Origin of the sequence: Kitasatospora sp. NPDC048540 (genome assembly GCF_040651175.1) — a bacterium.
GTDB lineage: Bacteria > Actinomycetota > Actinomycetes > Streptomycetales > Streptomycetaceae > Kitasatospora.
The window spans coordinates 33,627-54,859 of the sequence record NZ_JBEZIR010000033.1; the positions used below are offsets into that span (position 1 = coordinate 33,627).

The 21,233-nt window shown below is 74.7% G+C and carries 25 protein-coding genes; 9 read left to right on the top strand and 16 right to left on the bottom strand.

Going from position 1 to position 21,233, the window contains the following annotated elements; genetic code table 11:
- Positions 1-174: 174 nt before the first annotated feature.
- The gene (locus AB0D08_RS15840; RefSeq protein WP_033821119.1) at positions 175-657 is read left to right on the top strand and encodes a MarR family winged helix-turn-helix transcriptional regulator; all 483 of its coding nucleotides are present in this window, start codon (positions 175-177) and stop codon (positions 655-657) included.
- A 64-nt stretch (positions 658-721) separates the two neighbouring features.
- On the opposite strand, the gene AB0D08_RS15845 is transcribed toward AB0D08_RS15840, so the two are convergent.
- Both AB0D08_RS15845 and AB0D08_RS15850 read right to left on the bottom strand, forming a co-directional pair.
- Positions 722-2,008, bottom strand: a complete 1,287-nt coding sequence (locus tag AB0D08_RS15845) for an MFS transporter (RefSeq protein ID WP_063794386.1) — start codon at positions 2,006-2,008, stop codon at positions 722-724.
- Positions 2,009-2,037: 29 nt separating this feature from the next.
- Complete coding sequence (locus tag AB0D08_RS15850; RefSeq protein ID WP_033821118.1) at positions 2,038-2,622, bottom strand: helix-turn-helix domain-containing protein; 585 nt, start codon at positions 2,620-2,622, stop codon at positions 2,038-2,040.
- Positions 2,623-2,758: 136 nt separating this feature from the next.
- Here AB0D08_RS15850 and AB0D08_RS15855 point away from each other — a divergent pair, with 136 nt between their 5' ends.
- Positions 2,759-3,214, top strand: coding sequence for a hypothetical protein (locus tag AB0D08_RS15855; RefSeq protein WP_033821117.1), 456 nt, complete (start codon positions 2,759-2,761; stop codon positions 3,212-3,214).
- 90 nt (positions 3,215-3,304) lie between these two features.
- Here AB0D08_RS15855 and AB0D08_RS15860 read toward each other — a convergent pair whose 3' ends face one another.
- The 4 genes from AB0D08_RS15860 to AB0D08_RS15875 form a co-directional block, all read right to left on the bottom strand.
- On the bottom strand, positions 3,305-3,940 hold the full coding sequence (locus AB0D08_RS15860; protein ID WP_359889171.1) for a phosphatase PAP2 family protein: 636 nt from the start codon (positions 3,938-3,940) through the stop codon (positions 3,305-3,307).
- Positions 3,937-4,584: a DedA family protein gene (locus AB0D08_RS15865; RefSeq protein ID WP_359889173.1), complete on the bottom strand. Its 648-nt coding sequence runs from the start codon at positions 4,582-4,584 to the stop codon at positions 3,937-3,939. The genes AB0D08_RS15860 and AB0D08_RS15865 overlap by 4 nt, the downstream gene beginning before the upstream one ends.
- A gap of 102 nt (positions 4,585-4,686) precedes the next feature.
- The gene (locus AB0D08_RS15870) at positions 4,687-5,481 is read right to left on the bottom strand and encodes a membrane protein (protein WP_033821114.1); all 795 of its coding nucleotides are present in this window, start codon (positions 5,479-5,481) and stop codon (positions 4,687-4,689) included.
- Positions 5,482-5,485: 4 nt separating this feature from the next.
- Positions 5,486-5,989 carry a hypothetical protein gene (locus AB0D08_RS15875; protein ID WP_149038221.1) on the bottom strand — a complete coding sequence of 168 codons (504 nt, stop codon included), beginning with the start codon at positions 5,987-5,989 and terminating at the stop codon, positions 5,486-5,488.
- A 140-nt stretch (positions 5,990-6,129) separates the two neighbouring features.
- On the opposite strand from AB0D08_RS15875, the gene AB0D08_RS15880 reads away from it, so the two are divergent.
- Both AB0D08_RS15880 and AB0D08_RS15885 read left to right on the top strand, forming a co-directional pair.
- Positions 6,130-6,807 carry a response regulator transcription factor gene (locus tag AB0D08_RS15880; RefSeq protein WP_033821112.1) on the top strand — a complete coding sequence of 226 codons (678 nt, stop codon included), beginning with the start codon at positions 6,130-6,132 and terminating at the stop codon, positions 6,805-6,807.
- Positions 6,800-8,269: an ATP-binding protein gene (locus AB0D08_RS15885; protein WP_359889176.1), complete on the top strand. Its 1,470-nt coding sequence runs from the start codon at positions 6,800-6,802 to the stop codon at positions 8,267-8,269. The genes AB0D08_RS15880 and AB0D08_RS15885 overlap by 8 nt, the downstream gene beginning before the upstream one ends.
- A 28-nt stretch (positions 8,270-8,297) precedes the next feature.
- On the opposite strand, the gene AB0D08_RS15890 is transcribed toward AB0D08_RS15885, so the two are convergent.
- From AB0D08_RS15890 to sulP, 3 genes are all read right to left on the bottom strand, one after another.
- Entirely contained in the window at positions 8,298-8,774 is a 477-nt protein-coding gene (locus tag AB0D08_RS15890; RefSeq protein WP_359889178.1) for a hypothetical protein, read from the bottom strand.
- A gap of 307 nt (positions 8,775-9,081) precedes the next feature.
- Entirely contained in the window at positions 9,082-9,786 is a 705-nt protein-coding gene (locus AB0D08_RS15895) for a M24 family metallopeptidase (protein WP_359889181.1), read from the bottom strand.
- Between the two features lie 191 nt (positions 9,787-9,977).
- A complete protein-coding gene (gene sulP / locus AB0D08_RS15900) occupies positions 9,978-11,720 on the bottom strand; it encodes a sulfate permease (RefSeq protein ID WP_359889184.1) in 1,743 nt (580 codons plus the stop codon).
- Between the two features lie 254 nt (positions 11,721-11,974).
- Between sulP and AB0D08_RS15905 the strand changes: the two genes are divergently transcribed.
- On the top strand, positions 11,975-12,277 hold the full coding sequence (locus AB0D08_RS15905) for a hypothetical protein (protein WP_033826279.1): 303 nt from the start codon (positions 11,975-11,977) through the stop codon (positions 12,275-12,277).
- Positions 12,278-12,345: 68 nt separating this feature from the next.
- Here AB0D08_RS15905 and AB0D08_RS15910 read toward each other — a convergent pair whose 3' ends face one another.
- Both AB0D08_RS15910 and AB0D08_RS15915 read right to left on the bottom strand, forming a co-directional pair.
- Entirely contained in the window at positions 12,346-13,065 is a 720-nt protein-coding gene (locus AB0D08_RS15910) for a leucine-rich repeat domain-containing protein (RefSeq protein WP_359889187.1), read from the bottom strand.
- A gap of 55 nt (positions 13,066-13,120) precedes the next feature.
- Positions 13,121-13,855, bottom strand: a complete 735-nt coding sequence (locus AB0D08_RS15915; RefSeq protein WP_359889190.1) for a class I SAM-dependent methyltransferase — start codon at positions 13,853-13,855, stop codon at positions 13,121-13,123.
- Between the two features lie 336 nt (positions 13,856-14,191).
- On the opposite strand from AB0D08_RS15915, the gene AB0D08_RS15920 reads away from it, so the two are divergent.
- A complete protein-coding gene (locus AB0D08_RS15920) occupies positions 14,192-14,572 on the top strand; it encodes a hypothetical protein (RefSeq protein WP_033826282.1) in 381 nt (126 codons plus the stop codon).
- A gap of 99 nt (positions 14,573-14,671) precedes the next feature.
- On the opposite strand, the gene AB0D08_RS15925 is transcribed toward AB0D08_RS15920, so the two are convergent.
- Complete coding sequence (locus tag AB0D08_RS15925; RefSeq protein WP_033826305.1) at positions 14,672-15,013, bottom strand: VOC family protein; 342 nt, start codon at positions 15,011-15,013, stop codon at positions 14,672-14,674.
- A gap of 134 nt (positions 15,014-15,147) precedes the next feature.
- Between AB0D08_RS15925 and AB0D08_RS15930 the strand changes: the two genes are divergently transcribed.
- Together AB0D08_RS15930 and AB0D08_RS15935 are read left to right on the top strand one after the other, a co-directional pair.
- Positions 15,148-15,642 carry a universal stress protein gene (locus AB0D08_RS15930; RefSeq protein ID WP_082527311.1) on the top strand — a complete coding sequence of 165 codons (495 nt, stop codon included), beginning with the start codon at positions 15,148-15,150 and terminating at the stop codon, positions 15,640-15,642.
- An 84-nt stretch (positions 15,643-15,726) separates the two neighbouring features.
- The gene (locus AB0D08_RS15935; protein WP_051814496.1) at positions 15,727-16,539 is read left to right on the top strand and encodes a class I SAM-dependent methyltransferase; all 813 of its coding nucleotides are present in this window, start codon (positions 15,727-15,729) and stop codon (positions 16,537-16,539) included.
- 239 nt (positions 16,540-16,778) lie between these two features.
- Here AB0D08_RS15935 and AB0D08_RS15940 read toward each other — a convergent pair whose 3' ends face one another.
- The 3 genes from AB0D08_RS15940 to AB0D08_RS15950 all read right to left on the bottom strand — a co-directional run bounded on the left by AB0D08_RS15940 (position 16,779) and on the right by AB0D08_RS15950 (position 19,141).
- Complete coding sequence (locus AB0D08_RS15940; protein ID WP_359889195.1) at positions 16,779-17,825, bottom strand: hypothetical protein; 1,047 nt, start codon at positions 17,823-17,825, stop codon at positions 16,779-16,781.
- A 171-nt stretch (positions 17,826-17,996) separates the two neighbouring features.
- A complete protein-coding gene (locus tag AB0D08_RS15945; protein ID WP_359889198.1) occupies positions 17,997-18,482 on the bottom strand; it encodes a DUF427 domain-containing protein in 486 nt (161 codons plus the stop codon).
- Entirely contained in the window at positions 18,479-19,141 is a 663-nt protein-coding gene (locus tag AB0D08_RS15950; RefSeq protein ID WP_359889201.1) for a sigma-70 family RNA polymerase sigma factor, read from the bottom strand. The genes AB0D08_RS15945 and AB0D08_RS15950 overlap by 4 nt, the downstream gene beginning before the upstream one ends.
- Before the next feature lie 244 nt (positions 19,142-19,385).
- Here AB0D08_RS15950 and AB0D08_RS15955 point away from each other — a divergent pair, with 244 nt between their 5' ends.
- Positions 19,386-20,915 (top strand): cryptochrome/photolyase family protein, encoded by a 1,530-nt coding sequence (locus AB0D08_RS15955; protein ID WP_359889204.1) that lies wholly within the window; start codon positions 19,386-19,388, stop codon positions 20,913-20,915.
- A gap of 21 nt (positions 20,916-20,936) precedes the next feature.
- Here the strand turns inward: AB0D08_RS15955 and AB0D08_RS15960 are convergent, their stop codons facing one another.
- Positions 20,937-21,131 (bottom strand): hypothetical protein, encoded by a 195-nt coding sequence (locus AB0D08_RS15960; RefSeq protein WP_033826285.1) that lies wholly within the window; start codon positions 21,129-21,131, stop codon positions 20,937-20,939.
- Positions 21,132-21,233 lie beyond the last annotated feature (102 nt).

Consider the following 21,233-nt stretch of genomic DNA (forward strand, 5'->3'; position numbering starts at 1 on the left):
ATGGCCTCGGCGCACGTATGGTTGGCCTCGGTTTACTTCGCGGGCCGTGCCGTGCGCGTGGAGCGCCGCGTGACTCCGGGGGCGATGACGCCCTCCTGATCCAACGCACGGCCGCCCGGCTGTGGAGGCAGGTTTCCCCACGCGGTCCGGGCCGGAGGACTCCCCTCCGTAGCGATGGGACAGGCCGTGTACGACAGGCGGGGCGGACCGACGAGTCCCTCCGAGTGGACCGTTCGCCTGCTGGCCGAGACCGGTCGCGCGGTGGAGACCCTGCTGGCGGGACGGCTGCGGGCCCGCGGGCTTGCGCCGCTGCACCGGTCGGTCCTGGAGGTCCTCGCCGAGCACGGTCCGCACGCCCGCGCCGACCTCGCCCGGCAGTTGGCCGTGGACCCGCCCGGCATCGCATCGGCGGTCGAGGACCTGGTGGCCCGCGGCCTGGTGCAGGTCCTGGTGGTGCACATCGGCGGCCGGCAGGAGGTGGTCACCGTCACCGATGCCGGGAAGGCCGCCCTGGGCGCGGCACTGGACGACGCCCGGGCCGTGCAGGATCTGGTGCTGGGGTCGCTGACCCGGGGCGAGCGCACCCAGCTGCAGTACATGCTGCGGCGGGTGTGCGCGGCGGCGCAGCGCGCCGCCGCCGACACGGCCTCGTCCTGAGGGCCCGGCCCGGGCCGTCCCGGCCGCGAGGTCGGCGGCCGTCCGGAGGGGCCCCGCGCGGCACCTACGTCCGTGCCCCGGGGACGCGGGGTCCGTCCATCCGGCGCCAGGCCGGGAGGATCAGCGGGCAGAGCGCGGTCAGGAGGTAGGCCCCGCCGAGGAGTACCAGGGCCGTGGTCAGCCCGGCGCGGTCCACGAGGTAGCCGCACGCGATGCTGCCGAGCGGCGTCGCCATCAGGACGCCTGCGGCCAGGACGCCGGTCACCCGGCTGCGCAGGGCGTCGGGCACGCGCTCGTACAGCACGGTCGAGACGATCGGGTTGCAGATCCCGGCGGCCAGGCCCGCCACTGCCAGGGCCGCGCCGAGGGGCAGCAGGCCGGGCGCGAAGGCCGCGACCAGCATGCGGGGGCCTCCGCCGACGAGCAGACAGCAGGTGTACAGCGGCCGGCGGGGGAGCCGGTCGGCCAGCACCGCGTGCAGCAGCGCGCCCGCGAGCGCACCGGCGGCGAAGAGGCCCGCGAGCAGCCCGAGGTCGACCGGTCCGCCGAGGTCGCGCTCGGCGTGCACGGGCAGCAGGACCGCGCTCCAGGCCTGGTCGAGGCCGTTGGTGATCATCAGCAGCACGGTGACGGCGAGCAGCAGCCGCTGACGGAGCAGGAAGACCAGGCCTTCGCACAGTTCGTCGCGGTAGGTCGCACGGCCCGGCGGGAGCGTGTCGCGTCGGCGGACGGCGGCGGGCACCCGCCGGAGGCCGACGGCGGTCAGCAGCGCGGAGACCCCGAAGGTCGCGGCGTCCAGCAGCAGCACGGACCCCGCTCCGAAGCAGGCGATCAGGACACCGGCACCCGACGCTCCGAGCAGCCGGGCCGCTCGGGAGGCGCCGGTGTACAGGCTCATCGCGCGGGCGAGCGGAACGCCCGCGTGGTCGGCGAGATCGGGGGTGAGGACCTGACGTGCGGTCTCCCCGGGGGCCTGGAACAGCCCGTTGACCGCCATGATCAGGCACAGCTCCCAGAACCGCAGGACGCCGGCCCGGTGGAGGAGCGGGATCAGCGCGATGGCCGCCCCGCACGCCAGGTCCGACAGCACCGATGCGCGCAGCCGGCCGATCCGGTCGATCACCGGACCGCCGGTGAGTGCCGACACCGCCAGCGGGAGCATGCCGCAGAAGGCCACCAGACCCGCCCTGGAGGCGCTTCCGGTGGTCTGCAGGACGAACCACGGGACACCGATGCCGGCGAAGGCGTTGCCGGTGATCGAGATCAGGTTCGCGGCCAGCAGGGTGCCCAGTGGCCGCCGGTCCGGGGTGGCCCGGGCCGCGTCGGCCCGGCCGGGGGCGGCGACGGTCATCAGGGGGTCTCCGGGGGTGTGTCGGGGTGTCAGCTCTTCGGCCGCGGGAAGGCGTGCAGGTGGATGCGGACCGGGACGGCCTGCGCCTCGTCGTCGGCGGCCAGGTCGCGGTAGCTCTGCACGAGTTCGTGCGCCCTGGCGACCAGCTCACGCGCGAGGCCGGGCGTCAGACGGATGGTGAAGTCGCTCATGTCCCAGCTGCGACGCCACTCCTCGGGCCACTCACCGGTGCCGGCGAGCCAGTCGTCCAGTTCCCGCGCGTGGACGGCGGCCACCTCGCCCAGGAACACCCCCATGGCGCCGCGCACTTCGGGGTCCGGGCTCTCCAGGAACTCCTCCAGCCGGTCGAACCGGTGGCCGCGGTGCTCGGCCCGCCACCACCGTTCGCGGGTGGTGCCGCGATCCGGATCCTCCGCGATGAAGCCGTGCGCGCCGAGCTGCCGCAGGTGGTAGCTGACCGACGCGGACGACTCGCCGAGCCGGGCCGCCAGCTTCGTCGCCGTCGCCGGGCCGTGTTCCCGCAGAGCGGCGAGCAGGCGCATCCGCAGGGGGTGCGCGAGGCCGCGCAGGGAGCGCGCGTCGAGGCTGCGTACGGCGGGTTGAGGTTCCGTCATGAGCGGCAGCGTAGGGGGTGCCACCAGTTCTTTGCAAAGGAACCTTTGCATCGGTGGATCCCGTGGGACACCGTCCCCTTGTGCGGCGCTAGGCGGGTGCCGGGAGCTGCTTCGCGGCGCCGGTGGGGGTGGCCGGGTGGCGGGCGACGAGGTCGAGGTCGTGGCTGGAGAGGGCGATGATGAGGCCCTGGCCGGCGAGTTAGCGCAGGAGGTCGGCGATCTCGCCGCGCACACCGCCGTCAACCAGCTCGTCTCCATCGTCTTCCAGGTCGCCGTCGGCCTCTCCCACGCGGCGTCCATCAACGTCAGCCGCCACCTCGCCCTCGGCGCGTACGGAGCCGCCCGCCGCATCCGCAACACCGCGCCCGCCTGCGGGGCCGCCGTCGGCACCCTGTACCTGGCCCTGCCCGACCTCGTCCTGCGCCCCTACTTCGACCCGCACTCCCCCGCCGACCGGCCGAGCCTGGCCATCACCACCGGCCTGCTCGCCGGCCTGGCCACCACCGCCGTCCTGCTGCTGCGCCGCTACGGCCGGTCCCTCACCGCCCGGGAGGCCACGGCACCGCCCACTGCCGTGGCCGCCACCACCTGACCCCACCGCCGGGGTACGCCACGAGGCCCCACCGGTGATCGGTGGGGCCTCGGCCGTAGGGGTCCGGCCACCGCCGTGGCCGCTCCGGTCTCACGCGGTCAGCAGCCGGCGCAGCCCTCCCGCGCGGGCCCGCTCCACCACCGGGCCGGCCCGCCCGGCCGCAGCCGTCAGGGCGAACCCGGCGGCGGTGCCGAGGACCGCGGCCAGCAAGACGTCGTGCGGGTAGTGGACGCCGACCAGCACCCGCGAGAGCCCCATCGGCACCGCGAGGAGCAGCGCCAGCAGGCCGATGCGGCGCTCGACGTGCCAGAGGGCCGCGGCGCCCGCGAACACGATGACGGTGTGGTTGCTCGGCAGCGACCAGTCCCCGGCCGCAGGGCAGACCTCCAGCGTGCGGCCGGCGTCGAGGACCTGGCACGGGCGGGGCTCGGCCAGCACGGACTTGAGCAGGGTGTCGGCGGCGAACACCGCGGTGACCACCAGCGGTACGGCCAGCGCCCGCGCCATGGTGGCGCTGTCGGCGCCGCGGGCGCGCCACCACGCCCACAGCATCAGGGCGGCCAGCAGCACCAGCCCGTAGGCGGAGAACGCGGTGACCGCGTGCTGCACGGGAGTGGGCAGCCGCTCCGCCCAGTGGTCGACGCGCAGGTAGAGGCCGCCGTCGAGGCCGCGCCCGTCGACTGCGAGGGACGTCGCGAGGGCAGGGGCGGGGGCCGTGGCCGTCATCGGGCCCTGGCCTGACGGCGGGAGCGCACCAGCTCCAGCAGGAGCGGCAGCAGCGAGAGGGCGACGACGACGGCGACGATCGGCAGGAGGTAGTGGTCGACGTTGGGCACCGAGGATCCGAGGGCGTAACCGGCGAGGACGAGGCCGAAGGTCCAGCCGAGTCCGCCGATCACCTGCCACAGGGCGAAGGTGCGCACGCTGACGCCGAGCGCCCCGGCGAGCGGGTTGAGGACCGTGCGCACGACGGGGACGAACCGGGCCAGCACCACGGCCTTGCCGTGGCCGTAGCGGGTGAGGAGTTCCTCGGCCCGGACGGCGCCTTCGTGCAGGTGTCTGTTGCGGGAGCGGGCGAGCAGGGCGGGGCCGCCGCGCCGTCCGATCAGGTAGCCGGTCTGGGCGCCGGCGAGGGCGCCGACCGCGGCGGCGGCCAGGACCTGGGCGAGGTCCAGGTGGGGCCCGCTGTGGGCACCGGTGGTGCAGAGCAGGCCGGCGGTGAACAGCAGGGAGTCGCCGGGCAGGAAGAAGCCGACCAGCAGGCCGGTCTCGGCGAAGAGGACCACGGCGATGCCCAGCGCGCCGAACGCGCCGAGCAGTGAGCCCGCGTCCAGGGGGTTCACGGCCAGCAGAGCCGATGAGGACAACATCGTGGTGGCGCCTTCCGAGGAGGGACGGGTCCGGGTCGGGGGAACGGTTTCGGGTCGGTGGATGGTTTCGGGTCGGGGGGACGGTCCCGGTCGGGGGACGGTTCAGACGGCGGGCCGCGGCGACCGGCGCGCGACGACCGTGAGCCGGGCCACGGCCACCGCGATGACGATCGCGAGGACGAGGCTGACGGGTCCGGTGCCGAGGTCGAGGCCGCCGCGTTGGCGGCTGACGCCGGCCCAGTCCGCGAAGCACGCGCCGAGCGGGCGGGTGAGCACGTAGGCCCACCAGAACGCCAGGACGGGTGGTGTCCGCAGGGCGCGGTGGCCGAGCGCGGGCACCGCGATCAGGGCGAGGAACAGGAGCCCGGAGGGCAGGTAGCCCCAGCCGAGGGTGGCCGCGGTCAGGTCCCCGACCGCCGTGCCGAGCGCGAAGGTGGCCATCACCGTCGCCCAGTAGAAGACCTCGCGGCGCCCGCCGTCGACCGTCCCGACCGCGAGCGTGCCCTCGGTCCTCCGCCACACCGCGAACAGGGCCGCGAGGGCGAGGGCGAAGGCGAGCGCGGAGGCGGCGTACGGCACCCCGAGGGCGACGTGGGCGACGTCCGCGGCCATGGTGCCGAACACGCTGACCATGACCACCGCCGACCAGTACACGGCCGGTACGTACCGGCGGCTACGGGCCTGCGCGAGCAGGGTGGCGGCGAGGAGCAGCGCCGCGGCGGCGACCGCCGGGACGGGTCCGAGGGCGCGGGCCAGGTAGTCGGAGGTGGTCTCGCCCATGCCGGTGGTGAGGACCTTGACCAGCCAGAACGCCGCCGTCACCTGCGGGACCTTGGTCCGGACGGTCGCGGCGGGCCCGGTACGGGTGGCGGCCGCGGCCGGTGCGGTGGTGCTCAAGGGATCAACCGCCCAGCGTGGTGTTGCCGGTGATGGTGTCGCTCGCCCCGTCGACGGTGACCAGGTGGCGTATCCCGTCGGGGCCGAGTACGACGGCCTGCCAGGCCCGGCCGCCGCCCTGCTCGGGCACCGCCCGCAGCGACTCCACCTTGCCGCCGGGCACCCCCGAGGAGGCCTTCACCACGGCGTCCGCCGCGTCCAGGGCCGGCAGCGGCGCGGGCGCGCGGCCGCCGTCCCGACCCCCGTCGCGGCCGCCGTCGTGACCCTCGTGGCCTTCGTGGCCCTCGCGGCCGTCGGCCCGCCCCTCGCCGTCCCCGGCCGCGGCCGCGTGCTCGCCGTGCGCCTCCCGCTCGTGGTGCAAGGCTACGGCGGCGCCGCCGCCCACGACCACCACGGCGGTCGCACCGGCCGCGATCCAGCGCGCGGAACGCCCGCGCGCCCACCGCCGGACCTGTACCGCCCTGCCCGGCTTCTCCTGCGGCTGCCCCGCACCGACCGGCTCGCTCATGACGCCCACCCCGACTCCCTACCGGGTCCGGGACCCTCGCCCGGACGACACGATCAGCTTGACCGGGCGGGGCTGAAGGGATCCTGAAGACCTGAAGAAGCCTTCAGCCGACCGGCCGCTGGACCTGCCACCCTGGGGGTATGCGAGTACTGGTGGTGGAGGACGAGCGCAGGCTGGCGCTGGCGCTGCAGCACGGTCTGACCGCGGAGGGGTTCACCGTCGACATCGTCCATGACGGCCTGTCCGGCCTCGCCCGGGCGACCGACCACCCGTACGACGTGATCGTGCTGGACATCATGCTGCCCGGCCTGAACGGCTACCGGGTGTGCTCCCGGCTGCGGGCGGCCGGGAGCGACGCCGGCATCCTGATGCTGACCGCGAAGGACGGCGAGTGGGACGAGGCCGAGGCGCTGGACACCGGCGCCGACGACTACCTGACCAAGCCGTTCTCGTTCGTCGTCCTGGTCGCCCGCCTCCGGGCGCTGGCCCGCCGGATCGGCAGCCGGGCACCGCGGCGCACCGTCCTCGGGGACCTCGTGGTCGACTCCGCGGCCCGTACCTGCACCCGGGGCGGCACCGCCGTCGCCCTCACCCCCCGCGAGTTCGCGGTCCTCGACCACCTGGCCCGGCACGCCGGTGAGGCGGTCTCCAAGCGCGAGATCCTCGAGGAGGTCTGGGACAGCGGCCCCGACAGCGACCCCAACACCGTCGAGGTCCACATCAGCGCCCTTCGCCGCAAGATCGACACGCCGTTCGGACGCGCCGCGGTGCAGACCGTACGCGGCGCCGGCTACCGGCTGGCGGCCGACGGTGGCTGACCGGGCCCTCCCCGCCCTGGTGCGGGCCGTGCGCCGCCGGACGGCCGCGACGGCGGACCGGTTCACCCGCCACCCGCGCGTCGCCGCCCTGCTGCACCTCCTCGCACCCCGGTCCGTGCGGACCCGCACCACCGCCGCTGCCTGCGCCGGGGTCGCCGTCGTACTGCTGGTCGCCTGCGGCGCCGTCCTGCTGGTGCTGCGCGTCAACCTGGAACACAGCGTCGAGACCGGCGCCCGCGAACAGGCCCAAGTCGTCGCCCACCTCGCCGCCGGCGGCCACCTCACCTCGCCGCTGCCGCTCGACCACGGCACCGACTTCATCCAGGTCCTCGACGCCGGCGGCAACGTCGTCGCCGCCAGCCAGAACCTGATGGGCCGGCCCGGCCTCGTCCCCACCGACGGCAGCTACAACCTCGGCCACCGCGGCGAGGACTCCCACCAGCGCGTCACCACGGTCACCACCGACACCCCGGGCGGACCCGTCACCATCCACGTCGGCGCCTCACTGCGGACCGCCGACACCGCCGAGGACCTCACCACCGCCGCGCTGGCCGCGATGAGCGCCCTGGTCCTGGTCACTGTCGCGATCCTCACCTGGCGCACCACCGGCCGCGCCCTGCGGCCGGTCGAGGCGATCCGCGCCGAGGTCGCCGCGATCAGCGACCGCGACCTCGCCAGGCGCGTCCCCGACCCCCGCAGCGACGACGAGATCGCCCGCCTCGCCCACACGATGAACGCCATGCTCGCCCGCCTCGAAGCCGCCGGCGACCGCCAGCGCCGCTTCATCGCCGACGCCTCCCACGAGCTGCGCAGCCCGCTCGCCGTCCTGCGCACCCAGCTCGAGGTGGCCCACACCCACCCCGACCCGGGGGTGCGCCGGACCATGGTCGAAGGCGCGCTCCAGGACACCGAACGCCTTCAGGACCTCGCCGGCGACCTGCTGCTGCTCGCCCGCCTCGACAGCCCCGGCCGGCCCCGCCCCGACGACGCCCTCGACCTCGCCGACCTCGTACGCTCGACCGTCCGCGGCCGCATCCCGCCGCCGCACCCGATCGAGCTGCGGGTCCCGGACAGCGTGCCCGTGTACGGGAAGGCCCAGTGGCTCGGCCGCCTGCTGACCAACCTGCTCGACAACGCGCAACGGCACGCCGCCCACCGGGTCACCGTCCACCTGCACCTGGACCCGGCCACCGGGAACGCCGTCCTGGACGTCACCAACGACGGCGCCCGGATCGCCCCCCAGGACCGCGACGCCATCTTCGAACGGTTCACCAGGCTCGACGACGCCCGCAGCCGCGACGACGGCGGCAGCGGCCTGGGCCTGCCCATCGCCCGCGAGATCGCCACCCTCCACGCGGGCACCCTCACCGTCCACGACACCCCCGGCGGCACCTCCTTCCGCCTGACGCTGCCCACCACCCCACCCCCCGCCCCGCCCTCCCCCACCCGGCCGGCCACCTGACCGACGGGCGCGGGGGCATGGCGGGGAGTCAGAGCCAGCACCTGTTCCGGGTGCCGTCCAGGGCGACCTCGGACCGGATTTGGTACGTCCTCGCCACGGAGTCGAAGCGCACGACGACCATGACCGGCCTGCCCTCGACGTCCCTGGAGAAGCAGAACCCGGCCACCTCGGGCGGGACCTGCTCCCCTTCACGGTCCGGCACCCAGCCCAGGGACTCCGCCGTACGCGTGTAGTAGTCGACGATCTCCCGTTCCGGGACCTGGTAGTGGTACTCCGCGCCGGCGTGCGCGTAGCCGCCGTCCTCGTTGCACGTGACCGGCGAGGGCTCCCCGGCGGGCACGGTCCCGGGGTGCGTCCCGGTGAACTCCCTGACCGGGGCGGATCCTGCGAGTTCGGCTCCCGCGGCGCAGCCGTGTCGCGCGATCACCCCCGGGACCACGGCCACGGAGACCCCGACGAGCGCGAGCACCGCCAGCTCCACGTAGAAGCGCTTCGGGATCTTCATACGACGGGACGGCCTTTCGGTCAGGGGGCCCGCACCACGGCGCAGGGGCGGCCCACCCGCTGAGGGCCGGCACGGCACGCGAGGCTGGTGGGGAGGCCGGCAAGCGTAGCGCAGAGCGCCGAACCGGGCGGCGCGTCGGTGTCTGTGCTGGAGCCGGAGCTGCCCGGCCGGGACAACCCGGTTGCCGGGGTGGCGGGTTCAGTGGGCCGCCGGGCCGGTGGCGGGACGGGCGGCCCGGGCCAGCAGGGTGATCTCACCGGCGATGGCCTCCGGGTCCGGTGCGACGGTGATCCGGGCGTCCTACGGGTCAGGCCAGGTCGAGCAGTTGCTCGTGGAAGCCGCCGAAACCGCGCTCCTCGTCGATCAGGTGGACCTCCAGGATCCAGTGGCAGCGCCGGCCGGCCCGGTCCGTGCGGCGCAGCGGGTGGTCGTTGTCCGGGGTGATGTAGGACTCGGCCTTGGCGCCGTCGACGGTCTCGTGCGGGAACTCCCCCACCAGGTGCCCGGCGTGCCAGCCGCCCAGGCCCCAGCCGCGTTCGGCGGCGAGCCGTTCGACCTGTGCGTACAGTCCGCGGCCGGTGATCCGCGGGTCGGCGTGGAAGGCCGCGCGGCCGGCGGTGAAGACGGTCGTGAGGTCGTCGCGCAGGCGGTGCTTGTGGGGGTCGTCGCCGAGTACGAAGGTGCGCCCGAAGTCGGCCTCGTACTCCTCGAAGATCGGGCCGAAGTCGGCGAAGGCGATGTCGTCCTCGCAGATCACCCGGTCCGGCGGGTTCTCCTGGTAGGGGAACAGGGTGTGCGGGCCGGAGCGCACGATGCGCTTGTGCCAGTGCTTGGTGGTGCCGAACATGTCGTTGGCGAGGTCGCGGATCCGGTCGCTGACCTCGCGTTCGCCGGCTCCGGGGGCGACCAGGCCGCGTGCCCGGACCTCGGCGAAGAGCCGTTCGGCCTTGCCCTGGGCGTGGACGAGGCCCAGGGCGCGCAGCTGCTCGTCCATCCGGTCGGGTGTTCCCATGGTGCATTTCCTCTTCCTGATGTGCTGTCACGGGGTCGCGCGAAGCATTCGCGCCCGCGGCGCCGCCGTCCCGGGTGCGGCCATCTTGCATCCGCAAGGGACAGTTCGTAACAGCCCTGGCAGATACTTGTCATTTCGACCAATGGACTCGCTGATGCAAGGGACGTGAATTGTGCTTCCCGGGGCTCCGCTCAGGCCTCGGCCCCGTCCGCGTTCCCGTTCCCGTTCTCCCAGGACCGGTACGCCGCGACGGCCGCGGGCAGCGTGGCGAAGAGCCGGTCCTCACCGATGGACCGGGTGAGCCCGTAGGCGTCCAGTTCCTCGCGCAGGTCCTGCTTGACCCGTGCCGCCGCGAACACGATGCCGCGCCGGGCCAGCTCCTCCCGCAGCGCTTCCAGCGAGTCCAGCGCCGTGATGTCCACCTCGACGTTGGCCTCGGTGTTGAGCACGAACCAGCGCACCGGTTCCGGCTGTTCGTCGACCACGGCCAGCGCGCGCCGGCGGAAGTCCTCGGCGTTGGCGAAGAAGAGCGGCGAGTCGTACCGGTAGATCAGCAGTCCGGGGACGGTGCGGGCCTGCGGGTAGTCGTCGATGTCGTGCATGCCGGGCACACCGGGCACCAGGCCGAGCACCGCGTCGTGCGGCCGGGCGACCCTGGTGAGCAACTCGGCCACCGACAGCCCCACGGCCACCAGTACGCCGTACAGGATGTCCAGGGCCAGGACGCCGACCAGGCAGCCGAGCCCGAGCAGCAGTTCCCGGCTGCGGAACGAGGCCAGCCGCCGGAAGCCCGCGATGTCGATCATCCGGGTCGCGGCGAAGACCACCAGGCAGCCCAGCACGGCCGAAGGCGTGTGGGCGAGCGCGGGCCCGAGGAACAGCAGTACGCCGACCACGACCGCATCCGCCGCGAGGCCGTAGAGCTGGCTGTGGGCGCCCGCCGACTTGGCGAGGGTGGTGCGGCTGGCGCTGCTGCTGACCGGGAAGCCGTGCAGGACGCCGGTGCCGAGGTTCACCACGCCGAGCGCGAGGAGTTCCTGATCGGGGTCCAGCCGTTCGCCGCTGCTGCGGGACTCGAAGGCGCGCGCGGTCAGGATCACGTCGGTGTAGCCCACCAGCAGCACGCCGATGGCGGGCAACGCCAGCTCCTTGAGCCCGCTCAGGGACGGGACCGAGAAGTGCGGGAGCCCGGTCGGGATCTCGCCGATCACCGCGATGCCGTGGGAGTCCAGGCCGAACCCGGCGGTCACCGCCGTACCCAGGACCACCGCCAGCAGCGGGACCGGCACGCCGCGGGGCAGATAGGCGGCGGCGAGGAACAGGAAGAGCAGGGTGGCGATGCTGAGGACCACCGTCGCGGCCTGGGCCTGGGAGATGTTGCGCAGGAAGGAGATCAATTGCGGGAAGAAGTGCGAGCCCTGCGTCTCGACGCCGGTGAGCTTGGTCAGCTGGTCCACCATCATGATCAGTGCGACCCCGGCGAGGTAGCCGATCAGGACGGGCTGCGACAGCAGGTCCGCGACGAAGCCCAGCCGGGCGATCCGGGCGAGGATGAACATCACCCCGACCACCACCGCCAGCGCCGCCGCGAGGACGGCGTAGCGCTCGGGGTCGCCGGCCGCCAGCGGTCCCACCACGCTCGCCGTCATCAGGGCCGTCGTCGACTCCGGCCCGACCGAAAGCAGCCGGGACGAGCCGAGGAAGGCGTAGACGAGCAGGGCGGGCAGGATGGCCCAGAGTCCGGCCACCGGTGGCAGGCCCGCGACGGTCGCGTTCGCCATGACCTGAGGCACCAGGTAGGCGGCGACCGTGAGGCCGGCCACCAGGTCCGCCCGCAGCCAGCGGCGGGGGTACGACCGCAGCACGTACAGGCCCGGCAGGAGCCGCGCGACGCGACCGCCTCCACCCGCGACCGGGTCCGTCGGCTCGGCCATCGGCTCCCCTTCCGCCGGGGCGCGGCCCTGACAGGTCCTGGGCCCGCGGTCCCGTGTACGTCGGTGTCATCGTCGTGGCCCGAGGCGGCGGTCACCATGCGCGCCACCCGAACGGGTGAGCTCGGTGCCCCCGTGCGACCAACCGGGTGGGAAGCCGGACTCCCCGGCGAGGCGGACGGAGCCACCGTCCGCCTCCGGCCGACGCTGGAGGTAGCAACCGGCTGCCGAGCCGCTGAGCCGAGGAGGCCGAGCCCATGAGGTTCGTTCAGATCATCGAGTTCAAGACGCGTCGCATCGACGAGTTCACCGCCCTGCTCAACAGCTGGGTCGAGCAGAACGCCGGCCGGTCGCTGGTGACGCGGGCCCTGCAGACCCGCGACCGCGACCAGGAGAACGTGTACCTGAACATCGTGGAGTTCCCGTCGTACGAGCAGGCGCAGGAGAACTCCGACCGCCCCGAGACCGCCGAGTTCGCCGCGCAGCTCGCGGCGCTGTGCGATGGTCCCCCGGTGTTCCGCAACCTCGACCTGCTGGACGAGATGCACCCCCAGGGCTGACCACCGGCTGTCGCCGCCGGTCGGGCGGGTCACGTCAGGGCGTCAGGGCGTCAGGCCGTCAGGTGACGTCACGTGAGGACGATGCAACCCCGCCGCTCCAGCTCGCCGAGCAGGGGCAGGGCGGGGTCCACCGCGTTCCAGCGCAGATCCAGCTTCTCCAGCGACGGCAGCAGGGTGAGCCAGTCGGGCAGGTGGGTGAGGCGGTTGCTCCGCAGGTCGATCTGCCGCAGGCGCGGCAGGCCGGCCAGCGGTTCCGGCACCCGGGTCAGGGCGTTCTCGCGCAGGTCCAGGTGGCGCAGTTCGGACAGCCCGGCTGCCGAGGCCGGCAGGTGGTCGACGGCGTTGCCCCTGAGCCACAGCTCCCGCAGGTTGCGGAGCCCGCCGATGCCGTCCGGGAGGGTGGTGAGCCGGTTGTGCTGCGCCCTGAGCTCGACGAGACCGCTCATCGCGCCGATGGTCGGCGGCAGAGCGGTGAGGGAGTTCTCACCGACGTTGAGGTACCGCAATCGGGTCAGGTCCCCCAACGAGTCGGGGAGCCGGGTCAACCGGTTGTCGTGCAGGTAGAGGCAGCCGCTGAGGCCGGTCAGCCCGCCGAGCTCGCCGGGCACCGAGGTCAGTGCGTTGTGTCCCAGGTCCAGGGTCTCCAGCCGGTGGAGCCGCCCGATATCCGGCGGGAGCGCGGTGAGGCCGTTGTCCGCGAGGATCAGCACCCGGAGTCCGGTCCGTCGCCAGACCGACTCCGGCACCGCGCCGAGCTCCTGACGCCACAGATTCAGCGTGTCCTCCACTGCCGTCCCCCTTCGCGGACCGTCCCGGGAGCCGACCGGCTCGACCGCCGCCAGCCTAGGCGGCCGGGCGCCGGGCGGCCATCAGGTCCGGGTGGGGAGCCCGGACCACGTCCAGGCCCGCGGTCCGGAGCTCCTCGGCGAGCAGGCCGGGTGGTGCGGGCCACAGGTCGAAGGCTTCCCGGGCCTGACGGAGCACCGTTCCTTCCCGCTCGACGCGGTACGTGAAGACGGTGCGCAGGACGCCTCGGTGGGGCTCCCGGGTGACGTCGGCGAGGTAGAGGTCCGGGCCGACCCGGACCGGGCCGAGCCGCTGCGCCTCCTCGGTGCCGGTCGGGAGGTGGGCGGGCGGCGGGTCGAAGAGCAGCAGGCCACCGGGCCGCAGGGCCGCGGTGAGCGCCCGCCAGGTGGCGCGCCGGGTGGCGGGATCCAGGCCGGCGATCATGTTGGAGGCGACGGCCAGGTCGGCGGCCTCGGCCAGGCCTGCCGCCGCGAAGGGTTCGGGGTGCACGGTGACCCGGGCGCGCCGGTCGGCGCCGAGGTGGGCGAGCCGTGACAGCAGGGCGGCGCGCATGGCGGGGGCCGGTTCGACGGCGTGGACGGGAACGGTCGAGGCGCGCAGCAGGACCTCGGTGACGATCCCGGTGCCCGCGCCGACGTCCAGGACCGCGTACCGGGCCCGGGCGGCGGCCTCGGCGAAGCGCTGCTCGGCCTGGCGGCGGTCGGTCTCGGCCTGGAGGAGGTCGTAGAACTCCGCGGAGACCGCGTAGCCGTCACCGCGACGGGCGTCCACGGTCGCGGCTACGCGGAGGCGGACCGGCGGCGGGCGCGGTGCGCGAGGACGCCGCCCGTGCCGCCCGTGCCGGAGCCGTCGGGATCGAACAGTGCTGCGGCCGGCATCAGGGCCTCCCTCGCTCGCGCCCCGGTCCGGAGGGGCCGTACGTCCGTCTGTCCGACGCTACGGCCCGCCGCCCGGCCGTGCAGCGCGGCCGGCTTCGGTGCGGGTGCCGTCGCCTCGCGGCCGCGGCGGCGATGCACAGGCCCGGTGGGCCCGGTGGACCCGGTGGGGCACTGGGCCGGATGGCGCCGTGCAGGTGCGGCAGGGCGGTCCGGCGGCCACGGTGAGGGGATGAACATCGTCCTCGTACTGGAACTGGACGTGCCGACCAACGTGCGGCTCCTGGGAACCGACCGCTCGCCGGCGGACCCGCAGGGGCCGGTGCGGCACGCACATGCCGCTCCCCTGGATGCCTCGGGAGCCTGCGGTCCCCTCACCCTGTGCGGCCGGGACACCGGCGAGATGACCCTCGCCCCGCACCGCGCGCCCGACCCGGACCAGCCGTGGTGGCCGACCCAGTGGCACGCGTGCCACACCTGCCGGACCACCAGGAGCAGCACCGCACCCGTCGCCGTCGCCGACACTCCGACCGCCGCCGACGGCCCGGTCGACGACGACAGCAGCGGCGACGGCGACGGGCCGACGGCGGGGCGGGCGACGCGAAAGACCTGACCCTCCGTCACCAGGCGGCGCCGTCGGCTCGCGGCCGTCGACGAACCCGGGAAGGCGCCGGCAAGGCCGAGCTTGGCTGCCGTGCCGGCACGACTCTCCTCAGTGGACGCAGAACTGGTTCCCGTCCGGGTCCCGCAGCACGGTCCAGGTGAGGCCCGGAGCGCTGTGCTCGCCGACGACGCTCGCGCCGAGGGCGACCAGCCGCTCCACCTCCCCCGCCATGCCCCGGTCGGGCGCGGCGGCGAAGTCGACGTGTATGCGGTTCTTGTCCCGCCGCTCCTCGGCCACCCGCTGGAAGCCCAGGGCCAGCGGCTGCGCCTTGACGATGACGAAGTCGCCGTAGTCCTGGGCGATCTCGCCTCCCACCGCGGTGGCCCACCACTGGGCCAGCTCCTGCGGCTCCGCACAATCCATCGTGATCATCACTGCTGTCAGACTCATGATCGCCACCCTAGCCACGACCACCGACAGCCGTCAGCGGGCTCCCGCCACGCGAGTGCGCTGGTGCCGGCGGACGGGCAGGAGCAGGCTGAGAAGTGGACACCTGACGCCCGCCGACGCCTCGGAGGCCCTCCGTGACCGATGCTGCTCCTGTCCCTCAGCCGGCCGGCCCGATCGTGGTCGGCACGGACGGTTCGGCCCCCGCCGCGCAGGCCGTCGCCTTCGCGCTCCGCGAGGCCCGCTTGCGCGGTACCCGGCTGCGGGCCGTGTGCGCGTACGAGTACGCCCCCACCCAGCACTCCGGCTTCGAATGGACGGCCGGTGCCGGGCCGGGCAGCGGTCCCGTCCCGCAGCAGAGCGACCTCGTCGCGCAGGCCGTGGCCGACTCCGTCGAGGAACTGCAGCGGCAGCTCGGCGGGCCGTCGGTGGACGTGGAGATCGTCTGCAACCCCGGCCGCCCGGCGCAGGTCCTACTCGACGCGAGCGAGGACGCCTCCCTGCTGGTGGTCGGCTCCCGGGGATCGGGAGCCTGGGGACGGCTGACCCTCGGCTCGACCAGCACCGAGGTCGTCCACCACGCGCGGCTTCCGGTCGTGGTCGTCCCGGCGGAACACGCCGCCGCCTCCTGAGCACCCGTCCCGGCCTCAGCACCGGCCACCGCCCCGCTGACCTGCCGGAATGGAGAACAGCGGCGGGAGCACTACGGTGGAGACATGGGCCGCTTCGAGTCTCCGGGCGGCGCGGACCGAATGAGGCGTTTCGCCCGCGCCCTGTCCGCGGACCCCGTGGAGACCCTCCTCTACCTGCCGGAGGAGCTGAGCCGGCACCGCGAGCACCCGGTGGCGTACGACGTCGACACCGCGTGGGAGGAGCACCTGCACGACCTGCTCGGCGCCCCTTGGCCGTGTCCGGAGGCGCCGCACGCGGCCGAACTGTGGGGGTCCGTGGAGCAGGAACTGCACGACCGGGGACTCGCCTTCGGGCGGCACACGTACGGCGGCTACAGCGACGCGGACGAGTCGCTGGCGCGGGCCGTGCGGTGCGTGGTGCTGCACCGGCACGCCGAGGTCGTCGTCGAGACGGGGGTCGCCCGGGGTGTGATCAGCCGGTACGTCCTGGAGGCGCTGGAGCAGAACGGGCGCGGTCATCTGTGGAGCATCGACCTGCCGCACCCCTTCCGCCCCGGCCTTCACCCGGAGACGGGCGCGGCCGTCCCCACCCGCCAGCGACGGGCCTGGTCCTACATCGAAGGGTCCAGCCGGCGACGCCTGCCGCGGCTGGGACGGCAGTTGGGCCGGGTCGACGTCTTCGTCCACGACAGCCTGCACACGGCACGCAACACCCGGTTCGAGATGGACCGCATCGGCCGGATCCTGGCGCCCGACGGCGTCATGCTGATCGACGACATCAGCACCCACCAGGGCTTCGCCCTCTGGACCCGGGCCGCCACCGGCGTCACCTCACTGGTGTGCCCCTCCGCCGACGGCGAGGGACTCTTCGGGGTGGTCTGCGCGAGCGGCGCCTGACGTCCCTCGTCCGTCGGCCACCGGCCGGATGCCGTTCCCCCGGACGGCGACCGGCACCGGACCACCCTGGACCGGGATCGACGGCTACGTCCCCACCCGGATCGGACCCAGCCGGTACACCGCGCACATCACCATCGGCTCGCCACCCTCGCCGACCTCACGACCATCGAGGCCGAGCCGTTCGACGCCTTCACGGTCCGCCCGGCTGCCGAGGAGCCGGCCCGGCCCGGGCATCGCGCTCAGGCGACCGGGGCCGGCGGACGTGGCGCCAGGATCTCCTCCACCGGGCGGCGGGGAGTGGCGGCGCCGGGCGGGCCGTAGCCGAGGCGCAGCACCGCGTGGACGTGGCCGGGGCCTTCCTCCGGGTCGCGCAGCGCCCACCTGGTCCCGGCCCATTCGACGGCCTGGTGCAGGACGGTCAGGCGTACGCCGTGCAGGGTCGCGAGCAGCCAGACGTGCTCCAGGGCCTGGCCGCTGCGCAGCCAGTCGGGCGGGGTGTCCCCGCGGGTGGTGAGGGTGCACAGCTGGGGCAGTGCCTCGAAGCGGCGGGCGGGCGGGGCCTCGCCGGGCCGGTACGGCGGCGGGCCGGCGAACTCCCGCATCGGGACGCGCGCGTCGTGGTCCTGCGGCCCCAGGGCGGACAGCGGGATGCCGTCGGCGGCCCCGGACCGTGCGCGCAGCCAGCCCCGGGTCTCGGCCAGCCGGTCGGGGTCGGCGGTGAGCCGGTGCTCGGCCTCGTCGGTCAGCTCGAGCACCCGGCGCACCGCGGCCTCCTCGAGCGGCGCGAACACCACGCCCTCCGCCGCGGCGGCGGCGACCAGTTCACCGAGGACGGACTCCGGCACGTCCCGGTTGGCGAACGGCTCGCGGCTGGAGTGGCGGAGGGCGATCGCGGCATCGAGCCGGGCGAGGCCGGCCGCCCCGGCGGGGGCGTCACCGGCTGCTGACGGTACGGCAGCGGGCGCGGCAGGCGCGGCCAGGGTGACGACGGCCAGCAGGTCGGGGTCGGCCGGGTCCGGCAGCATCCGCACGTGGGCCGCCCGTCCGAGGCGAGCCGGGGCGGCCACCCGGAGGTTGAAGACGGCGGCGCCGACGGAGACGTGCAGCGCGGCGCCGTCCGGGTCGGCGAGCGGTACGGCGCGGCGCCGGTCCGCGTACACGGCGATCCCGGTTCCGTCGGCGGTCGGCCGGAACCGCCAGGGCTGGCTGTTGTGCAGCGACGGGGCGGCGCCCGCGGCGGAGACGAGCAGGCGCAGATCGGCCTGGGTGAGGGCGGGATTGGACATGCTGATCCTCTCCTTACCGGTTGCCTCACCGGTGGCCGCGGCGGCGGCGTTCACCGGGATCCGGTACTCCCGAGCCTCCGCCGCCGGCCGTGGCCGAGCCAGGGCCCAAGGGCCCGACCTGCGGGGACCTCCGCCGGGCGCGTCGCCTCAGCCGCCGCCGGGGGGTGGGACTCACCAGCCGGAGGTGCCCGGGCCGCCCTTGTACGGGCCGGTGATCTCGTCGGTGATCCACCCGCCGTAGAAGTCGCCGTCCTGGGCGCGCACCACCTCGCCGTCCACCGTGCAGCGGTCCACCCGTCCCGGGTAGAACGCCAGCAGGTCGCGCAGTTCCCGGTACGCGGGCAGCGGCTGCGGGTAGCTCCACGCCGCCTGCCCGGCACGGCGGGGGCCGACTGCCAGGTCCCAGTACCGGGCCCGTCCCTTCCACTCGCAGAAGCTCACCCCCTCGGCGGGGATGAGCAGTTCGGTGGCCACATCACCGGGCGGCAGGTAGTACACCGGCGGGTGACTGGTCTCGAGCACCCGAAGCGCTGACCTGGTGGACGCGACCAGCCGGCCGCCGAACCACACCTCGACCAGCCGGCCGGCGGCGGCCCTGACCGCCGGCGGGCGCGGGTAGTCCCACACCGACTCGGCGGCACGACCGGTGTCCGTCATCGGGTCCCTCCCGGTTGGTACGCGGGCGCGGCCATCGGGCGCGGCCCGTCGGGGTCCAGTCCGAACGCGGCCCTGAGCCGGGTCAGGCCGCCGCGGATCCGGGACTTGACGGTACCCAGCGGCACGCCGAGCAGCTGCGCGATCTCCCGCTGCGAGTACCCGCCGTAGTACGCCAGCACCACCGCCTCGCGCTGCAGTCGGCTCAGGCCCGCTAGCGCGGACCTCACCTCCGCCCCGTCCAGCGAGCGGACCACCTGCTCGTCCGGAGGGTCGCTCCGGGCGCCCGCCACCAGCTCCCGCAGTGCGCTGCGCCGCTCGCGGTCGGCGGCCGCCCGGGCGGAGCGTACGCGGTCCACGGCGCGGTGGTGGGCGATGGTCAGCACCCAGGCCAGCACCGATCCGTGCGCGGGGCGGTAGGTCGCGGCGGCGCGCCACACCTCGACCAGCACCTCCTGGGCGACCTCCTCGGCGTGGGCCCGGCTGCGCAGCACGCGCAGCGCGACGCCGTACACCGGTCCGGAGATCGCGCGGTACAGCAGCTCGAACGCCGCTTCGTCGCCGTGCCCCGAGAGTGCCAGCAGCCGGCGCAGGTCGCCGGGTGCCGGCCCCGGCGGGTCGGCGGGGGGTGCGTCTGTGCGGGTCTGCGTCGGCGTGGTCACGACGCCACGGTGCAACGGTCCGACCCGATCGGCCCAGTTGCACCGTTTGTGCGGCGTTCGGCCGGGGCGACCCGCCGAAGCGGTGCGGCACCGCTGCGGCTGTCGGTGACCGTTCCCGTGGCCGAAGCTGCCTGCGGGCGCGATCACCCGCGCCTGCGGGCCACGTACCGCGTGCCCGCCCGGTCAGCGAGCGACTGGAGCCGACCATGGATCTGCCCGGCGAACCTCCGCACCGGAGCCCGCCATGAGCGGCCCGCGCCCGCACTGGGTCTTCGGCGACCAGCTCGGACCGCACTTCCTCACCCCGGACGGCGACGGACCCGACGGGGACGGCCCCGACCCCGGCGCGCCCGTGGTGATGATCGAGGCCCGGTCGGTGCTGCGCCGGCGGCGCTTCCACCGGGCCAAGGCCCACCTGGTGCTGTCCGCGATGCGCCACGCCGCGGCCGGCCTCGGGGACCGGGTGCGCTACGTGCAGGCCGGCACCTACCGGGAAGGTCTGGCCGAGGCGGCCGGACGGGGGCGGGTCACGGTCTGCCATCCGACCTCGAGAGCGGCGCTGCGCCTGGTGGAGAGCCTGCCGCAGGTCACGGTGGTCCGGCCCCGGGGGTTCCTGGTGCCGTTCGCCGATTTCCGCCGGTGGGCCGGGGTTCCGGGCGAGCGGCGTCTGCTGCTGGAGGACTTCTACCACCGGGTGCGCCGCGCCGAGGGGTTGCTGCTCGAGCCTGACGGCACCCCGGCCGGTGGCCGGTGGAACCTCGACCGGGACAACCGTGAGCCGCCGCCGAAGGGCGCGGCCACCCTGCCGGTGCCGCCCCCGTTCGAGCCGCGGGAGGACGAGATCGACGACGGGGTGCGGGCCGATCTGGACCGGTGGGAGCGGGCCGGGGAGGTGGCGTTCGTCGGCCGGGACGGCCCGCGCCGTTTCGCCGCCACCCGGTCCGAGGCCGAGCAGGCGCTCGCCCACTTCGTCGCCCACCGCCTCGCCGACTTCGGCCGCTACGAGGACGCCGTGCTGCACGCCGACCCGTGGATGGCCCACAGCGCCCTGTCGGTCCCGCTCAACCTCGGGCTGCTCGACCCGGGCGAGTGCGTGCGCGCCGCCGAGGCCGCGTACCGCGCCGGGGCGGTCCCGCTCAACAGTGCGGAGGGATTCGTGCGCCAGGTCGCGGGCTGGCGCGAGTACGTCTGGCAGCTGTACTGGCACCTGGGTGCCGGCTACCGCGACGCCAACCGCCTGGGCCACCACGAGCCCCTGCCCACCTGGTTCCGGGACCTCGACGCGGAGGCGGTCACCGCCCGCTGCCTGGCCCGCACGCTGGCCGAGGTCCGCGACCACGGCTGGGTCCACCACGTCCCGCGCCTGATGATCCTCGGCAACTGGGCGCTGCAGCACGGCTGGGACCCGCGCGAGCTCACCGACTGGTTCCACCGCTGCTTCGTGGACGGCTACGACTGGGTGATGGCCGCCAACGTCATCGGCATGTCCCAGTACGCCGACGGCGGGCTGATCACCACCAAGCCCTACACCGCCGGCGGCGCGTACCTGCACCGCATGAGCGACCACTGCGGCCCGTGCCGCTACCGGCCCACCGACCGGCTCGGCCCGTACGCCTGTCCCTTCACCACCGGCTACTGGGCGTTCGTGGACCGCCACCGCGACCTGCTCGCCGCCAACCACCGCACCTCCCGGGCGGTCGCGGGCCTGCGCCGCCTGGACGGCCTCCCCGAACTCCTGGCCGCCGAACGCGCCCGCGGCCAGAGCCCGCCCTGACCGCCCCTCACCCCTGGCGGGCTACCCGACCGGGTCGGTGGGGGCGTAGGTGATGATCTCGTACAGGCCGTGGGCCACCTTGCGGAACCGTCCGCCGACCGACCGGGCCAGGCGGGCGCGCTGCACGTCCATCGGGTCGATCGCGACGCCCGGCGGGACCTCCACGAACTCGCGGACCAGTGCAACGTCCTCGGGAGTGAGCGTGCTGTCGGACATCCGGCCACCTCCGCGTCGACGGCGCTCGTCACCTCCAGCGTCCGAAACCACCGGGCCCGGACCACCCGCAACCATCGTGCATCGATTCCCCGCCCCGACCCG

Excerpts from the sequence above, each read along its gene's own strand:
- AB0D08_RS15955 (WP_359889204.1), top strand. The coding sequence starts at position 19,386 with ATGAGCGGCCCGCGCCCGCACTGGGTCTTCGGCGACCAGCTCGGACCG.
- AB0D08_RS15905 (WP_033826279.1), top strand. The coding sequence starts at position 11,975 with ATGAGGTTCGTTCAGATCATCGAGTTCAAGACGCGTCGCATCGACGAG.
- AB0D08_RS15960 (WP_033826285.1), bottom strand. The coding sequence starts at position 21,131 with ATGTCCGACAGCACGCTCACTCCCGAGGACGTTGCACTGGTCCGCGAG.
- AB0D08_RS15940 (WP_359889195.1), bottom strand. The coding sequence starts at position 17,825 with ATGTCCAATCCCGCCCTCACCCAGGCCGATCTGCGCCTGCTCGTCTCC.
- AB0D08_RS15845 (WP_063794386.1), bottom strand. The coding sequence starts at position 2,008 with ATGACCGTCGCCGCCCCCGGCCGGGCCGACGCGGCCCGGGCCACCCCG.
- AB0D08_RS15890 (WP_359889178.1), bottom strand. The coding sequence starts at position 8,774 with ATGAAGATCCCGAAGCGCTTCTACGTGGAGCTGGCGGTGCTCGCGCTC.
- AB0D08_RS15925 (WP_033826305.1), bottom strand. The coding sequence starts at position 15,013 with ATGAGTCTGACAGCAGTGATGATCACGATGGATTGTGCGGAGCCGCAG.
- AB0D08_RS15920 (WP_033826282.1), top strand. The coding sequence starts at position 14,192 with ATGAACATCGTCCTCGTACTGGAACTGGACGTGCCGACCAACGTGCGG.
- AB0D08_RS15880 (WP_033821112.1), top strand. The coding sequence starts at position 6,130 with ATGCGAGTACTGGTGGTGGAGGACGAGCGCAGGCTGGCGCTGGCGCTG.
- AB0D08_RS15865 (WP_359889173.1), bottom strand. The coding sequence starts at position 4,584 with ATGTTGTCCTCATCGGCTCTGCTGGCCGTGAACCCCCTGGACGCGGGC.
- AB0D08_RS15840 (WP_033821119.1), top strand. The coding sequence starts at position 175 with ATGGGACAGGCCGTGTACGACAGGCGGGGCGGACCGACGAGTCCCTCC.
- AB0D08_RS15895 (WP_359889181.1), bottom strand. The coding sequence starts at position 9,786 with ATGGGAACACCCGACCGGATGGACGAGCAGCTGCGCGCCCTGGGCCTC.
- AB0D08_RS15945 (WP_359889198.1), bottom strand. The coding sequence starts at position 18,482 with ATGACGGACACCGGTCGTGCCGCCGAGTCGGTGTGGGACTACCCGCGC.
- AB0D08_RS15935 (WP_051814496.1), top strand. The coding sequence starts at position 15,727 with ATGGGCCGCTTCGAGTCTCCGGGCGGCGCGGACCGAATGAGGCGTTTC.
- AB0D08_RS15875 (WP_149038221.1), bottom strand. The coding sequence starts at position 5,989 with ATGAGCGAGCCGGTCGGTGCGGGGCAGCCGCAGGAGAAGCCGGGCAGG.
- sulP (WP_359889184.1), bottom strand. The coding sequence starts at position 11,720 with ATGGCCGAGCCGACGGACCCGGTCGCGGGTGGAGGCGGTCGCGTCGCG.
- AB0D08_RS15850 (WP_033821118.1), bottom strand. The coding sequence starts at position 2,622 with ATGACGGAACCTCAACCCGCCGTACGCAGCCTCGACGCGCGCTCCCTG.
- AB0D08_RS15860 (WP_359889171.1), bottom strand. The coding sequence starts at position 3,940 with ATGACGGCCACGGCCCCCGCCCCTGCCCTCGCGACGTCCCTCGCAGTC.